Genomic DNA, 14,808 nt, shown 5'->3' on the forward strand with positions numbered 1-14,808 from the left:
AGCGAATTGATCAGGGGTTGCCGTAGGGCTAGGCGTTGTCGTCCGAGTCGCGGCGGTCAAGAGCTTCCTCAAGACGGGCTGCGCGGCGCTCGCTAATGTGAGCAACAATTTCCTTGTGCTTGGCGTCCGTCAGGGGGTAAACGATCATGACCAGCAGGGCAAGGATCGCGAACACCATGGGCAGCAGACCGGCACCGGCGCGGATGCCGAGGACTGCCTGTTCGGTTTGTTGAGCGGCGCCGGCGGTGTATCCGCCCCAAGCGAGGGCAAAGGCGGCCAATGCGCCACCAACGGCCTGGCCGGTCTTGCGGGTGAAGGAGAACAGCGCGTAGGTGATTCCTTCGGTACGGATGCCCGTCTTCCACTCGCCGTATTCAACGGTGTCGGCTTCCAGCGCCCAAACCAACATGCTGACCAGCAGCAGGCCCAACTGGGTGATGACGACGCCGGTGAAGGCGAGCCACACCATGGAGCTGGGTGCGAGGAACACGGTGAGGCCACCGATGGCCATGAGCAGTGCGCCGCCCATGTAGATGTTCTTCTTGCCTGCGGCCCGCACCAGTCGCGGCAGGACGGCTGCCATGCCAAAGGTGAGGAAGATGTTGATGATGGACATGACAGCGTAGAGACCCAGGGAGTGCAGCACGTCACGGAAGTAGTAGATCTGGACGGTACCCAAGGCCAGCTGGCCGGTCAGGAACAGGAAGGAGCTGATGCACAGCAGCAACAGGGGCTTGTTGCCCTTGAGCGTTTCGACGCTCTGCTTCATGGAAACCTTGGATACCTCGCGGACCACGCGCTCCTTGGTGGAGAAGACGGTGAACATGTACAGCCCGGTTCCCACGACGGCGAAAATGACCGTCAGGGTGGTGAACAACGGCTGGAGGTTTTCCCCGCCCTTCATCAAGGGAGCGATGAAGATGCCAAGGAACGAGCCAACGGCGACCGCGCCGATGGTGCGGGCGCTGGCCAATTTGGCGCGCTCACCGGCGTTCTGGGTCATGGCCCCAGCGAGGGAGCCGTAGGGAATGTTGACGAAGCTGTAGGCGAGTCCAAGCAGCGCGTAGCTGATGTAGGCCCACAGCAACATGCCCGATTCCCCGATCTGGGGAATGGAGAAGGTGGCCACACTGAGCAGCAGCAGTGGTACCGACCCGAACATGATGTAGGGGCGGAACTTGCCGAGCTTCTTGTGGTAGGTCCGGTCCACCATGCGGCCGGCGAAGATGTCTGCAAAGGCGTCGAAGATTCGAACCACGAGCAACAGTGTGCCGGCTGCTGCTGCGCTGATGCCTGCTACGTCTGTGTAGTAGACCAAAAGGAACATCGTGGCTGTTGTGAAGGCCAGGTTGTTGGCGGCGTCACCGGCGCCGTAGCCCAGAACGCTGATCTTGGAAAGTGCGCCCATGGCGGGTACTTCCGTGCTCTGGCTGGATTGCTTTTGTTTCATGGTCAATGCGGGCTCCTTTACCCAAATCCTTCGCAGTTGCGCTGCTCTGGACAATTCCCATTTCGCCGGTCCCAGGTGGCCCTTCGGTGGACCGCTGCGGGGTCATCCCCAACGGGATACCTGCCGCAGCTTGTACGCCGGCGTGTGAGCTGTATTACCTACTAGTTAACCAGCTAAGACAACAAATGGCAACCGCTTGCCAAATGTTTCTTAAATTTCCTTTGTTCGCATCTCACAAACCCGCCCCACAATCACGCCGAACGGGCAGTATTTGTCTGTGTTTTCGGTGTTTCGCTCAACACTGCCATCTACTGCCCGTTCGCCGTGGGGTGTCAGGGGTTGCACCCCTGCACTGTTGTTAGGCGGTGGCGGCGAACCCGTCAGCCAGAGCTGTCACAGCAGCAACGGCCGCGGCATCCGCTGCCAGCTGCACATCCAGAATGGCCACGAGGGCAACGAGATCCTTGCCAGGAGCAAGATTCAAAGCCGCCTCCAGATCAACCGACGCAGAATCGGCAATGGGCGCCCCATCCTGATGGGCTCGGCGCAGGAAGGCAACCCATGCGGCGATCATCCTTGCGGCGCCCGTGCCGGAATGGCCAGCAGCCAGCTCTGCCTTCAATACCGGCACGGCCCGCATGCGTAGCTTGCTGGAACCGTCCATGGCGATCTGGGCCAGGTGGTGGGCGATCCGGGCATTGCCGAAGCGCTCCAGGAGCGCGACGCGGTAGGCGGAGATATTCAGGCCTTCAGCGGGCAGATTGGCTTCTGCCTCGTCCCAAAATTCGGTAATCCAGGCGGCGCACACGGGGTCAGCCAAGGCCTCTGCCACAGTTTTGTGCTCGCGAAGCTGGCCGGCGTAGGCCATCAGCGAGTGGGAACCGTTGAGCAACCACAGTTTGCGGTTCTCAAAGTGCTCAATCTCGTCCACAAACACAGCTCCGGCGCTGGCCCAGTCCGGACGCCCCGCGGGGAATTCACCGCTCAGAACCCAGTCACTAAAGGGTTCGGTCACCACTGGTGAGGAATCCACATAGCCACATTCGGCTTCCACAAGAGCGATCTCTGCCTCCGTGGTGCGCGGGGTGATGCGGTCGATCGAGGTGCCGACAAAACTGACATTCTCGGCAATCCAGGCACCCAGGCCAGGATCGACGACGTCGGCCAGGCCGCCAATGGCGGCACGCGCCGCAGTGGCATTGTTGGCCAAGTTGTCGCACGAAACCACAGCGATGGGCCCGGTGCCGGCGGCGCGCCGGGCCGCCAAGGCCTGAACCAAACGGCCTGCCGCCGTGCCAGCGGCAGGCGCTTGACCGGCGTCGTCCGCGTTAGCCGTAGCGTCAACGGAAGTGACGGCACGCAGGATGTCGATGTCGCCCTGAACCGCCGGATTTGTGAGGTCCAAGGTGCCGTCAGCCGCCAAGTTGTAGGCTGCCTCGGTGATGGTCAAGGTAACCAGGGCCGTGGTAGGCGCGGCGACGAGGCGTGAAAGCGCGGCAACGTCTGCTCCATCATGAGCCTCAACGATGGAGGTCATGAGCTCAAACTTGTCGCCACTGCCTCCTCGTTCAATCAAGGTGTAGAGCCCGTCTTGGGCGGACAGGGCGTTGGCGGCGTCGGGGCGACGGCCGGTAAATGCCGCGATCCCCCACTGTGCTCCGTCGCTGGCATGCTGGGTGAACCACGCCTGGTGGGCGCGGTGGAAGGCGCCGAGTCCCAAGTGGACAATGCGTACGGGTGCGGGTGGAGTGTCGCCGGTACGGCTCAGGGGCTTCGTTGCGCTCATGGCGGGCGTCATTTCGGTGTCGGGGATGGTGGTCACGGTGGTGCTCACAACTTGAAGGCGCGGCGGGGTGCCGCGTCGACGACGTCAACGATGATCTCGTGCGCGCGGGCCTCGCTGACGCGACTTTCGGCCACGAGGCGAGCCAGGAACGCAGCCTCGATGCGGCGCGAGGTGTTGTGGCGGGCCGGAATGGAGCAGAAGGCGCGGGTGTCATCAATAAAGCCGGAGGAACGTGAGAAGCCTGCGGTCTCGGTGACGGCGCCGCGGAAGCGCAGCATGGCGTCGGGTGCGTCGAGGAACCACCAAGGGGCGCCGATGAAGACCGAGGGGTAGAACCCGGCTAGGGGCGCAATTTCGCGCGAGAAGGCGGTCTCATCGATCGTGAAGGGGATGAAGTGGAAGCCGGGTGCCGTGCCAAAGTCTTCCAGCATGGGACGCAGGGCCTCGGTGTAGCTGACACCAAACGGAATGTCGTGGCCCGTGTCGGCACCAAATTTGTTGAACGAGGCCGTGTGGTGGTTGCGGAAAACGCCGGGGTGGATGGTCATGACCAAACCGTCGGCCACCGACATGCGGGCCATCTCGTACGTCATATGCGCCTCGAAGACATCCGCGTCGACGGCGTTCGCCTCACCCTTGCGGGCCTTCTCAAACAAGGCCTCGGCGGTGCTTGCCTCTAGGCGCAGGGTCTGCGCCGTGCGGACGCCGTGGTCAGCCGAGACGGCTCCATGCTCCACGAAGTATTGACGGCGGTTTTCCAGCGCGCGGATGTATCCGGCGTAGCCGCTGAGCCCATCACCGGCAACACCGATGAGCTTCTCGACCCGCTCGGCCCAACCGACGGCGGCGAACTTAATGTAAGCGTCGGGTCGGAAGGTGGGCAGTACGCGGCCCGTGAAGGTGGGGTCCTTGGCGATTGCCGCGTGGGCGGCCAAATCATCGAGTGGATCGTCGGTGGTGGCAAGAACCTCAATATTGAAGTCCTTGAACAGCTGGCGGGGCAGGAACTCGGGGCTCTTAAGCTTCGCGTCAAGCTCATCGAAGAGCGCGTCAGCATTCTCCTCGTTCACTTCCTTGGTGAGGCCGAAGACGTGCTGGAAGGAATCCCGCATCCAGTAGCCCGAGGCCGTGCCATCAAAGAGCGGCCATGCCTTGGCGAACTCGCGCCACGTCTCACGCGGCTCAACGGCCGTGGTGCCGCCCATGCGCAAGCGCTCCAGAGGCACGCCACTGGCGTGGATCAGGCGGGTGACGTAGTGGTCCGGGCTGACCAGCAGCGTTGCCGGGTCAGGGAACGGGGTGTCCAGCTGGAGCATGGACGCCTCAACGTGCCCGTGCGGGGAAATGATCGGCAGGTTCTCGACCTGAGCCAGCAAATCCCGGGCAATGGATCGGGTGCGAGGCTCAGCGGGCAGCAGTCGGTCGGGATCGGCGGCCGGCGACAACGATGTCGCGAGTGTCGCGGCAGGCGCCTCGGAAGTGGTCTCTGAAGGTGAAGGGAAATGTGACATAGGTCAATCGTCGTCGCTATTCACCCATTTTGTCAACCGGTTGCCAAATATTGCCACAACGGGCTGCCAGCGTATGTATAGAGAGTCAGGAACCGCTGGCACGTCCCGTGGAACCGCGCAAAACCAGCTCCGTCGGTAACGCCGGAAGCGTTGGCGCCGCGTCCACGTGATCCAACGCATCCAGGATGCGCTGGAGAGCCGCGGCACCCAACTCGCTGAGCGGCGATTTGATCGTGGACAGTGGCGGCGTCGTGAAATCCGAGCCGAAAATATTGTCGAACCCCATGATGCTCATGTCGTCAGGAATCGTCAGGCCAGCGCTCTGGAGCTCCCGCATGAGGCCTATGGCCATGAGATCGTTGTAGCAAATGACGGCCGTGGCCGTGCCCGCCCGCACCGTGGCGGCGGTGCGCCGTCCGCCGTCGACCGTTGGCTGACTGGAAGCCACCACAGCGGCGGTGATGCCATGCCAGTCGCAGCGGGCCTTGATGCTCTCCCACCGTCGAGCCGACATCCACGACCGTTCAGGACCGGCCACGAAGGAGATTTCTGTGTGACCCAGGTCCGCCAAGTGCCGAACAGCGTCGGTCACCCCGGAATCCGAATCTGCAATAACGCTAGGTACGTCGGCAACGTTGCGGTTGATGACCACCACCGGCTTTTTTGCCGCCAAGGAACCGATTTCCTCATCGGAAAGACGCGGGCTGGCGAGGATCAGACCGTCCACGGTTGCGAGCATGCGGCGTGCGGCCGTCAGTTCCAGGTCCGCTGACTCCGTAGATTCTGCCAGCATCAGGGTGTAATCCCGGGCTGCAGCGGCGGCTTCCGCCCCGCGGATAACGTCGAAGAAGGCAGGGTTGGTGATGTCAGCGACGATCAGACCGATGGTGTGGGTGCGCCCTGTGGGCAGCGCCCGGGCGAAAACGTTGACTTGATAGTTCAGCTGCTCGGCGGCGTCCATGATCTTTTGCGCAGTCTTGGCGCTGACACGGCCGGGCTTGCTGAGGGCGCGGGACACTGTTGACGGGTTGACGCCTGCAAGCTCGGCAATGTCATAGATCGTCGCTGAGGACTTGCCTGCTCGTAGGGTGGGAACAGCACTCTGAGGAGTGTCGCCGGTCTGGTCTATGTCAGTCAAGTCATTCCTCCGCAATTGGTTGCCATTTGCCAGCTTAACGCACAACCGGCCAGCACCATCGCAAGGACGGAACTGGCCGGTTAAGAATGCTAGGCGCCGTGAAGTACCTTAGGCGCGTTCGGCGTACTTGCCTTCTTCGCGGATGCGGTCGTTGAGCAGGCTCAAGAACTCGTCCTCGTCGAAGTCCAGGTCGACTTCCTCGCCCTTCCAGCTGGAGAGGTGGATGGCGTTGGCCAGGCGCACGCCCTTGATGCCGTCGGAACCCGGTGCCAGCAGCGGGGTGCCGTCCAGGATGTTGGCGGCAAAGTTTTCCAGGACGCCTGCGTGCTGTGCGCCCCAGACGGACTCAAACTCTACGATCTCGGTAGACCGGTAATCGTCCATGTTCAGCTGGCCCATGAACAACTTGCGGACATCGTCCAGGTCCATGTTCTCGCTGATCTCGCGTTCCTTCTTCTTCAGACGCGTCACGGTAGCGGTCTTGCTGTCCTCGACGACGATCTTTCCTTGGTCGCCCAGGATTTCGAAGCGATCGGTGCCGATCATGTCATGCGTTGCCGTCACGAACGTGCCCGTGGCTCCGTTACCGTAATCGACCACTGCGGTGACCTCGTCCTCGACAGCAATGTCACGGCGGAAGCCGTAGGAGACCTTGGCGAAGACGGACTTCGGCACGCCGCAGATCCACTGCCACAGATCCAGCTGGTGCGGAGCCTGGTTGACCAGGACGCCGCCACCCTCGCCGCCCCAGGTTGCGCGCCATTCGCTGGAGTTGTAGTAGCCCTGGGGACGCCACCAGGTGGTGATGATCCAGTTGGTGCGCAAGATGTTGCCGATCTCGCCGTTGTCGACGATCTCCTTCAGGCGCTGGTATAGCGGGTTGTTGCGCTGGTTGAACATGATGGCAAAGGACAGCTCCGGCTTGCTCGCCGCAAAGGCGTTGAGCTCGGCAACCTGCTTGGTGTAAACGCCAGCAGGCTTTTCGACGAGCGCGTGGATGTTGCGCTTGAGCGTTTCCATACCCATCTCGGGGTGCAGGTAGTGCGGGACACAGGTAACGACGGCGTCCACGTCGCCACTGTCCAGCATTGTCAAGTAATCGTCGTAAACATTGACATCCGGGTAGCTTGCCGTGGCAAGTTCACGCTTGGCCGGATCGGTGTCCGTGATGGCACCAATGACCATGTTCGGGACCATACCGTCGGTGATGAACTTGGCGTAGGCGCCGCCCTGCTGGCCGAGGCCAATGATGCCCAGACGTACTTTGTTACTCATGGGGTGTTGCTCCGTTTCGTTGCGGTAATTCAGGATGAAGTTCTTGGGTGGGTGGGCCCACGCCCGCGAGGGGACCCCGGCCGAGGCACGAGGCTGGGGAGCGGGTGGGGACAAACGTCAGAAGAGCTTGCCGAAGCCCATGGTGGTCAGGTTGCGGTGGGAGGTTTCGAGGGCTTCCCACACGGTGCGGCCGTAGAGCTCGTCCTGTTCAACGAGCAGGTACTGGGCGCCGGCGGCTTCTGCTGCGGGAATGATGGACGGGAAATCGAGGTTGCCCTCGCCCACCTCTGCGAACTGAACGACGTTCTTGAACTCGGTCATGAAGTTCACGAAGTCGCCGCTTTCCAGGTAGCCAAGGGCCGACTCCGGCAGCATGCCGATCCGGTAGTCCTTCAGGTGCACCATGGCGGTGCGACCGGCATACTTCTCCAGGGTTCGTACGGGGTCAAGTCCGCCGCGCTGTACCCAGTGAACATCGATTTCCAGGCCCATGGCCGGGGAGTTTTCGTTGATGATGTCCAGCATGTACTTGCCGTCAAACTTCGCGAACTCGATGTGGTGGTTGTGGTAGTACAGGCTGATGCCGTGTTCCGCCAGGCGTTCGGCGTAGCCGTTGGTTTCCTTGGCGAAGTCAACGACGGCGTCGATCGAGGTCATCGCCCCGAACGGCAGCATGCCAATTCGCACGAGGCTTGTGTCAAGACGCTTGGCGTCGTTGACGATCTTGTCGAAGTCTTCCTTGAGGGATTCCCCTGGGCGGCCCACGGCCTTTTCCATCATGACCGACAGCGAAGCCACGTCCATGCCCAGCTCAGTCTGCGCCTTTTCCAGTTCACCGACGTTTTTTTCGTCCATGGGAATCTGGGAAATTTCGACGGCGTTGTAGCCCAGTTCGCTAACCTTGCGGAGCGTTTCAAAGGCGCCCACTTCCGCAAAGCTATCCTTGAGCATCATTGCCTGTACACCGATTTTTGCCACGATATTCCTTTCGTTGGACGGGGCCCGATGGCCCCGTCCGGCACTTATTTGACGTTTGAAACCTTGCGTGACGGCTAAGCCGGCACAGATGCGGCGGCTTCGAGCCGCTGTGCTTCCAGCAGTTCGTGCCGATCATTACGGCGCTTGGCTTGACGGTCCGGGTCCGGCACAGGCGAAGCAAGCAGGAGCCTCTGCGTGTAGGGATGCTCGGGCGCTCGCGTGATCTGATCGGAGGTACCCTGTTCCACGATCTCCCCGTGATACATGACAGCGACCCGGTGGCTGATATGACGCACTACATCAAGATCGTGGGAGACGAAGAGGTACGAGACCCCTGTGTCGCGCTGGATCTGCAGGAACAGATCCAAAACCACGGCCTGAGTCGAGAGGTCCAAGGCGCTAACCGGTTCATCGCAGACAATGAGCTTGGGCGACAGCGCGAGGGCGCGGGCAATGGCCACACGCTGGCGCTGACCGCCGCTGAACTCGCGGGGTAGCCGGTTGATGGCGTCGGAGGGCAGGCCAACCTGATCCAGGAGTTCCTTGACTCGCTTGCGGGCCTCCGCCGGAGACTTACCTTGGACTCCGAGCGGCTCGGCAAGGATGTTGCCAATCTCCAGGGAAGGGTTCAAGGACGTGTAGGGGTCCTGGAAGACCACCTGCAGGTCCCGGCCCAGTGAGCGGCGCTGCTTGCGATCGGCCTGGGTAATGTCATTTCCTTCGAACACCACCTTGCCTTTGCTGATCGGGGCAAGCCCGAGAATGGCCCGGCCCAACGTGGTCTTGCCGGAGCCTGACTCCCCCACCAGGCCCAGGGTTTCCCCCTGCTTGATGTGGATGTTGATGTCCGTCAGTGCGCGGAAGGGCTTGCGCCGGAATCCTTTGAGCGGGTATTCCACGTCGAGGTTCGAAACGGTCAGGATGCTTTCTCCCTGACCTTCGACGCCGGACGTGTTGCCTTGGGTGTTAGTCACAGGACTGCCTCCTTCTCGTCTTCCGGACCGCCAGCTACCGAACCGGCGTTGACCAACATGGTCATGGGTTCCTTGCCCTCGAGCATGGAGCCGAGCAGCTTTTTCGTGTAAGGATCTTTCGGGTTGCGCAGGATGTCACGAACATTCCCGTCCTCAACCAGGCGACCATCCTGCATAACGGCTACGCGGTCACAGAGGTCCGCGACGACGCCGAAGTTGTGCGTCACTAGGATGACGCCAACGTTGAGACGCTTCTGCAAGTCGCGGATCAAATCCAGCACATCTGCCTGGACAGTAACGTCAAGGGCCGTAGTGGGCTCATCGGCGATGATGAGGTCCGGTTCACAGCTGATGGCGCCAGCGATCAGTACGCGTTGAGCCATGCCGCCGGAGACTTCGTGCGGGTAGGCATTGAAGGTTTTCTCCGGGAAACGGATGCCGACGTCGTCGAGCAGTTTCATTGCCCGCTCCTTGGCCTCGGCCTTGGAGATCTTCAGCACGCGGACCATCGGTGTGACCAGCTGGTGACCGATCGTGAATGCGGGATCCAGGTTGCTCATCGGTTCCTGCGGAATGTAGGAAATCCTTTTTCCGCGGAACTCGCTCAGCCGGCTCTGGCTGACGCGATCGTCGGTGGGTGCAACCGTGTATTTGCCATCGAATTGGATGCTTCCGCCAACGATGCGGGCGGCTTCGGGCAGCAGACCGAGAATCGAGAATGCCGTCTGGGACTTACCCGAGCCGGATTCTCCAACGATGCCGAGAACTTCACCACGATCAACGTGGAAGGAGACATCATCGACGACCTTCTTGATGGAGCCATCCGCCTGCGGGTAACCCACGCCAAGATGGGAGACCTTGATGAGGTGATGCTCGGTACCGGGCGCAACAGCCTCATGCTGTGTGCGTCCCGGGGCGGTGCGTCCATTCATTGCCGCAGCGGATCCGCGCTTGGCGGGCTTGACCTTTTCTGCATCTTCGAGCGCATCACGGACGGCGTTGCCCAGCAGCACGAGGGCGCCGATGGTTGCGCCGATGGCGAGGGCCGGCCACAACAACAGTGTCGGGTTCAGGTAAACGTTTTTGAAACCCTCGCTGAGCATGACGCCCCAGGTGGCAACCGTGGGATCGCCCAGGCCAAGGAATTCCAGACCTGACTGAATGCTGATGGCCACACCGCACACGATGGCGGTCTGAATAATGATGGGGGCTCGCACCACGGAGAAGATATGGCGGGAAATGATGGCCCAGTCGCTGAGTCCGGCCACGCGGGCGGCATCCACATACAGTTCATTGCGGACGGACTGGACGGCTGTCCGGGTCAGACGGAAGTAACCAGGGCTGAGCAGCACGCCGAAAGCCATCATGGAGATCCAGACCGAAGGTCCGAAGGCGGCGCGGACCGTCAACAGCACGATGATGCCGGGAAGCGCCATAAGAAGGTTGACCACCCAGTTGGCGACGCCGTCGAACTTTCCAGCAAAATAGCCGGCAATCAAGCCGGAGGGAAGGCCGATTCCCACGGCAACCACTGCGCAGAGGAGCGCCGAAAGCAGCGTGGTGCGGGCACCAAAGACCAGGCGAGACCACACATCGCGCCCCACGCTGTCGGTGCCCAGGAGGTTCGTGGAATCGGGGCTAGCAAGGGTCTTGCCGATGTTGGCAAAGTTGGGGTCAAAGGGAGCTAGGAGGTTGGCGAAGACGGCCAACAGGACCATGACAGCCAGAACAGCCACAGCGATCAGGCCCATGGGGTTCTTGAGAATCTTCTTGATGACATGGGCCCGGACAACCTGCCCCTTCTGGCCGATGTCGCTTTGGTCGGCCAGGACCTCAATTTCACTCATGCGACACGCACCTTGGGGTTGAGCCAGCCGTTGATGAGGTCCACCAGCAAGTTGACGATGATGACGATAATGACGGTGTAGATAACCACGCCCATGACGAGCGGAATGTCGCCCATGGTGGTGGAGAGGACGGCCAATGCGCCCATGCCGGGCAGTGCGAAGATCTGCTCGATGATGACGACGCCGCCGAGCATGCCTATGAACTGCAGGCTCAGGACCGTCAGTCCGGCGGGAGCGGCGCTGCGCAGCACGTGCTTGAACAGGATTTCGCTTTCGCTGATGCCACGGCTGCGCAGGGTGCGCACGTAGTCCTTTTCCAGCTGCTTGATGACGGCGCTGCGGATTTGCTGTGCCGCGCTGGTCACGCCGTTGATGACGATGGCGATGACGGGCAGGGATAGGGACGCGACCCAGGCAGCGGATCCCGCATCCGGTGAGATGCTGCTGGTGGCCGGGAACAGCTTGAGCTGAATCGCGAACACTGTCACCAAGATGATGGCCATGACGAAGCTGGGGATGGCGTCACCGATGACGGCCGCCGACTGCACTGCCTTATCGATCCAGCCGCGCTTGACGGCTGCCGCCATGCCGAGGGCCGTGGCCAGGATGGCAATGAAAATAATGGAGGTGACGACCACGGCCAGGGTGACGGGCAGACGGGTCATCAGGGCGCGGGCCACCGGTTCGGAGGTGAACCAAGAGGTGCCAAGGTCGCCGGAGAGGGCGTTGCCGGCCCAGGCGAAGAATCGGGGAAGCAGGGCCTGGTCTAGGCCGAGTTCTAGCTCCTTGGCGGCAACTTGTTCCTGGCTGGCAAACTCGCCGAGGATATTCCGGGCAATGTTGGCCGAGGAAAAGTAGAGCAGGAAATAAGTGAGGAAGGAGATTGCGGCCAGCACAACAACGCCGGCGGCAAGCTTTCGCAATATAAACGTAACCATCAGTCGCTCCAGTGCGCTGGTCAGAAGGATAAGGGACGTTGGGAGACGGAGCAAGCTCCGTCTCCCAACGAGCAGGGTCCGCTACTTGGCGGGTGCGTAGTTATACAGGGAGGGAATGGCCTGCTGAAGCTGCGGCTCAACAGTGATCTTCTTGTTCGTGAAGAACATCTGATCCAAACGGTAAAGCGGAACGAACCAGGCGTTTTCCGTCACGTACTTGTTGACGTCTTTAGCCTTCTCGGCGCTCTGCTCACCACCGTTCTGCACGGCATCGATCATGGTTGCCAATTCCGGAGTTGTTGACTTGAAGGGGTTGTACAGGGCCGAGGTGGAGATCATCTGGTTGATGGCAACCCATGGCTCTGCCTGGTACAGGTTGAAGATTGCTGCCGAGTACTTGGCTGCCGCGAGGTCCGGCACGTAGTTGGCCTGCGGAATGGTTTCAATCTGCACCTTGATGCCGACGTCACCCAGCTGCTGCTGAACGGTGGCCACGATGGCCTCGAAGCCAGCCATGGAGGGAATCTTCAGGGTAAAGCCGTTGGGGTAGCCTGCTTCGGCGAGGAGTGCCTTTGCCTTGGCCGGGTCATAAGGGTAGCTGCTATCCAACTCGTCGACGTAGGCTCCGCTGTCCGGCCCGAATACCTGGTCGGTCACGGTGCCCTGGCCCAGATACTGCTGGTCCAGGATGGTCTTGCGATCGAAGGCGAAGTTCATGGCCTGGCGAACCTTGGGGTTAGCCATCTCCGGGGTGACCTTACCGTCACGGTCCATGAGCAACAGCCCCTGCCAGTCAACCTGGCTCGCTGTGAGTTTCAACCCGGCGGCTTCGGCCTGCTTACCTGTCTTGGGATCCAGCAGCCCCGAATCAATCTGACCGGAGACCAGCGCGTTGGTTCGCGCCGTCACGTCCGCAAGGAACTTCATGGTGATCTTGTCAAACTTCTGCAGATCTTTGTTCCAGTAGTCGGCACGCTTGGTGAAGACGTACTGCGATCCCTTGACCGTGTTGGTTGCATCCAGCTGGTAGGGTCCTGACCCTTGCGGAACCGTCTTGATCCCATCGGTGCCAAGCGCCTTCGGGCTGCCCATGATGCCGGCAGCCAGACTCAGGTAGTAGGTGAAGGCAGGGTCGGGTTCAGTCAGCGTCACGGCAACGGTAGAGGGGTCAACCACGGCCACGCTCCCTAGGGAAGCAACCTGGTAAGCATCGCGACCCTTGGCTTCCTTGAAGTGGTCGAGGTTGGCCTTGACGGCCTCGGCGTCGAGCTTTGCGCCGTCACTGAAGGTGACGTCGGTGCGCAGCTTGAGTGTTAGCACCGTGTTGTCCGCGTTGTACTCCCATGATTCGGCGACCATCGGCTTGAGCTCTCCGTCAGGTGCGCGGAGGATCAGGGTGTCATACACGGCCTGGTAGTAGGGCATCGAGTGGCCGATATGCGCGTCAGCGGGCTCGAAGGACACGAGGTCCTGCAACTGGCCAATTGTTAGGGACGTGGTGGCTGCGCCGTTGTTGCCGCCGCCAGCACCGCCGCCACCGCACGCGGTGAGGGCCAGCGCCGCGGCAGTAAGGACTGCCATGACTGTGGATTTTGGACCAAACTTCATTGTTGGCTCCTTGTTATCTAAGGACTTGCTCATAAGGGTTGGGGGGCTAACTTAACTCAATGTGTCTTGCGCCACATTTGTTGTTGTATGGAACACGCTACTGCCGATGCAACGTTTTGGCAACCGATTGTCATGAAATGCCTAAATTTGTTACGTCCGCGAGATAAAGGCTAATTTTCTGGAGGATTTTTCCTATAGAAATAAGGCAACCGGTTGTTGCAAACCTCCCGCATTGCCTTCCTGTTAAGAGACCTCCGCCAACCGCTCGGGGTAGCTCTGGGCGTATACGTCCTTGATGATGCGCAGAGTCTTGAGTGCCTCTTCGGGATTGATCCAGAAGGGGCCCTCCTGGCCAAGCTGCGCGTAGAAGTCGGCAATGTACAGCTGGTGTGAGACACCCCAGTAGTCCCGCCCACCGGACGCTGCACGGCGTTCTTCGACGACCTCAACACGGCCGTCATCGTGCGTTAGCGTCAAATCGCCACGCAAGTGCAGCGTTGCCTTCTCCGCCACGATATCCACCGTGATGGGTGCGTTGACGGAGTTGGCAAGCGTGGCATAGAAGACACTGCGGACGCCGTTGGCATGAGTGAGCACCAGCTCCGCCGTGTCCTCCACGTCGATCGCGTCCCCGAGCGCATGGGTCGCCGCATGGCCAGAAACCGCCGTAACTTCACCCATCATCCACTGCAACAGATCCAGGGTGTGGATGGCCTGGTTCATGAGCAGACCGCCACCACCGCCCACCCACGTGCCACGCCACGGCCGGCTCTGGTAGTAGTCGGCAGTCCGACTCCACATGACAGTGCCCGAACCACCTTGGACCGCTCCAAATTCGCCCGAGGCGAGGCGCTCGGCCATGGCCACGACAGCCTGGTTGTAGCGGTTTTGGAAGCACACCCCAATGCGGGCCGAACTTGCCGCCGCAGCAGCCGCCAGCCGTTCGCCGTCGGCCAGAGTACTGGCCAGCGGCTTCTCGCTGATGACATTAACGCCGCGCTCCAGCGCTGCGATGGCGGGATCCGCATGCTGGTTATGCGGCGTGCAGATATGCACGACGTCGGGACGCACCTCATCCAGCATCGTCACCACATCCGCGTACCCGGGTACTCCATGGGCGGCCGACGCCGCAGCCAATCGGCCAGCGTCCGTGTCGCAAACGGCGACAAGTTCGGCCCCTTCGATCGCCGTAATGGCCTCGAAGTGGACTGTGGCTACGTCGCCGCAACCGATGATGGCAACTCTGGGCATGATGACTCCTTTGTCAGGCGGTGCTGTAGTCAGGTGATTGTCGAGATCTCGG

Annotated in this window: 11 protein-coding genes; all 11 read right to left on the reverse strand. The window is 61.2% G+C overall.

Going from position 1 to position 14,808, the window contains the following annotated elements:
• Positions 1 to 28: 28 nt before the first annotated feature.
• Positions 29 to 1,450, reverse strand: coding sequence for a glucuronide transporter (uidB, locus tag ACP7B9_RS08515; protein ID WP_425862486.1), 1,422 nt, complete (start codon positions 1,448 to 1,450; stop codon positions 29 to 31).
• A 358-nt stretch (positions 1,451 to 1,808) separates the two neighbouring features.
• On the reverse strand, positions 1,809 to 3,236 hold the full coding sequence (locus tag ACP7B9_RS08520) for a mannitol dehydrogenase family protein (RefSeq protein WP_425862575.1): 1,428 nt from the start codon (positions 3,234 to 3,236) through the stop codon (positions 1,809 to 1,811).
• Positions 3,237 to 3,280: 44 nt separating this feature from the next.
• Positions 3,281 to 4,681: a glucuronate isomerase gene (gene uxaC, locus ACP7B9_RS08525; RefSeq protein WP_425862577.1), complete on the reverse strand. Its 1,401-nt coding sequence runs from the start codon at positions 4,679 to 4,681 to the stop codon at positions 3,281 to 3,283.
• A 151-nt stretch (positions 4,682 to 4,832) separates the two neighbouring features.
• A complete protein-coding gene (locus ACP7B9_RS08530) occupies positions 4,833 to 5,885 on the reverse strand; it encodes a LacI family DNA-binding transcriptional regulator (protein ID WP_425862487.1) in 1,053 nt (350 codons plus the stop codon).
• Positions 5,886 to 5,993: 108 nt separating this feature from the next.
• Positions 5,994 to 7,160: a Gfo/Idh/MocA family protein gene (locus tag ACP7B9_RS08535; protein WP_425862489.1), complete on the reverse strand. Its 1,167-nt coding sequence runs from the start codon at positions 7,158 to 7,160 to the stop codon at positions 5,994 to 5,996.
• Between the two features lie 117 nt (positions 7,161 to 7,277).
• Positions 7,278 to 8,138, reverse strand: coding sequence for a sugar phosphate isomerase/epimerase family protein (locus ACP7B9_RS08540; RefSeq protein WP_425862491.1), 861 nt, complete (start codon positions 8,136 to 8,138; stop codon positions 7,278 to 7,280).
• A gap of 74 nt (positions 8,139 to 8,212) precedes the next feature.
• Positions 8,213 to 9,112 (reverse strand): ATP-binding cassette domain-containing protein, encoded by a 900-nt coding sequence (locus ACP7B9_RS08545; RefSeq protein WP_425862493.1) that lies wholly within the window; start codon positions 9,110 to 9,112, stop codon positions 8,213 to 8,215.
• Complete coding sequence (locus tag ACP7B9_RS08550) at positions 9,109 to 10,959, reverse strand: dipeptide/oligopeptide/nickel ABC transporter permease/ATP-binding protein (RefSeq protein ID WP_425862494.1); 1,851 nt, start codon at positions 10,957 to 10,959, stop codon at positions 9,109 to 9,111. The genes ACP7B9_RS08545 and ACP7B9_RS08550 overlap by 4 nt, the downstream gene beginning before the upstream one ends.
• Complete coding sequence (locus tag ACP7B9_RS08555; RefSeq protein WP_425862495.1) at positions 10,956 to 11,897, reverse strand: ABC transporter permease; 942 nt, start codon at positions 11,895 to 11,897, stop codon at positions 10,956 to 10,958. The genes ACP7B9_RS08550 and ACP7B9_RS08555 overlap by 4 nt, the downstream gene beginning before the upstream one ends.
• An 81-nt stretch (positions 11,898 to 11,978) precedes the next feature.
• Entirely contained in the window at positions 11,979 to 13,505 is a 1,527-nt protein-coding gene (locus ACP7B9_RS08560) for an ABC transporter substrate-binding protein (protein WP_425862497.1), read from the reverse strand.
• 243 nt (positions 13,506 to 13,748) lie between these two features.
• Complete coding sequence (locus ACP7B9_RS08565) at positions 13,749 to 14,756, reverse strand: Gfo/Idh/MocA family protein (RefSeq protein ID WP_425862498.1); 1,008 nt, start codon at positions 14,754 to 14,756, stop codon at positions 13,749 to 13,751.
• Positions 14,757 to 14,808: the final 52 nt, after the last annotated feature.

This window comes from Arthrobacter sp. TWP1-1, from assembly GCF_049897845.1.
Classification (GTDB): domain Bacteria; phylum Actinomycetota; class Actinomycetes; order Actinomycetales; family Micrococcaceae; genus Specibacter.

What these genes read in the sequence shown, in the direction of transcription:
- uidB (WP_425862486.1), bottom strand. Translation starts at nt 1,450, where the DNA reads ATGAAACAAAAGCAATCCAGCCAGAGCACGGAAGTACCCGCCATGGGC.
- ACP7B9_RS08520 (WP_425862575.1), bottom strand. Translation starts at nt 3,236, where the DNA reads ATGAGCGCAACGAAGCCCCTGAGCCGTACCGGCGACACTCCACCCGCA.
- ACP7B9_RS08535 (WP_425862489.1), bottom strand. Translation starts at nt 7,160, where the DNA reads ATGAGTAACAAAGTACGTCTGGGCATCATTGGCCTCGGCCAGCAGGGC.
- ACP7B9_RS08550 (WP_425862494.1), bottom strand. Translation starts at nt 10,959, where the DNA reads ATGAGTGAAATTGAGGTCCTGGCCGACCAAAGCGACATCGGCCAGAAG.
- ACP7B9_RS08555 (WP_425862495.1), bottom strand. Translation starts at nt 11,897, where the DNA reads ATGGTTACGTTTATATTGCGAAAGCTTGCCGCCGGCGTTGTTGTGCTG.
- ACP7B9_RS08560 (WP_425862497.1), bottom strand. Translation starts at nt 13,505, where the DNA reads ATGAAGTTTGGTCCAAAATCCACAGTCATGGCAGTCCTTACTGCCGCG.
- ACP7B9_RS08565 (WP_425862498.1), bottom strand. Translation starts at nt 14,756, where the DNA reads ATGCCCAGAGTTGCCATCATCGGTTGCGGCGACGTAGCCACAGTCCAC.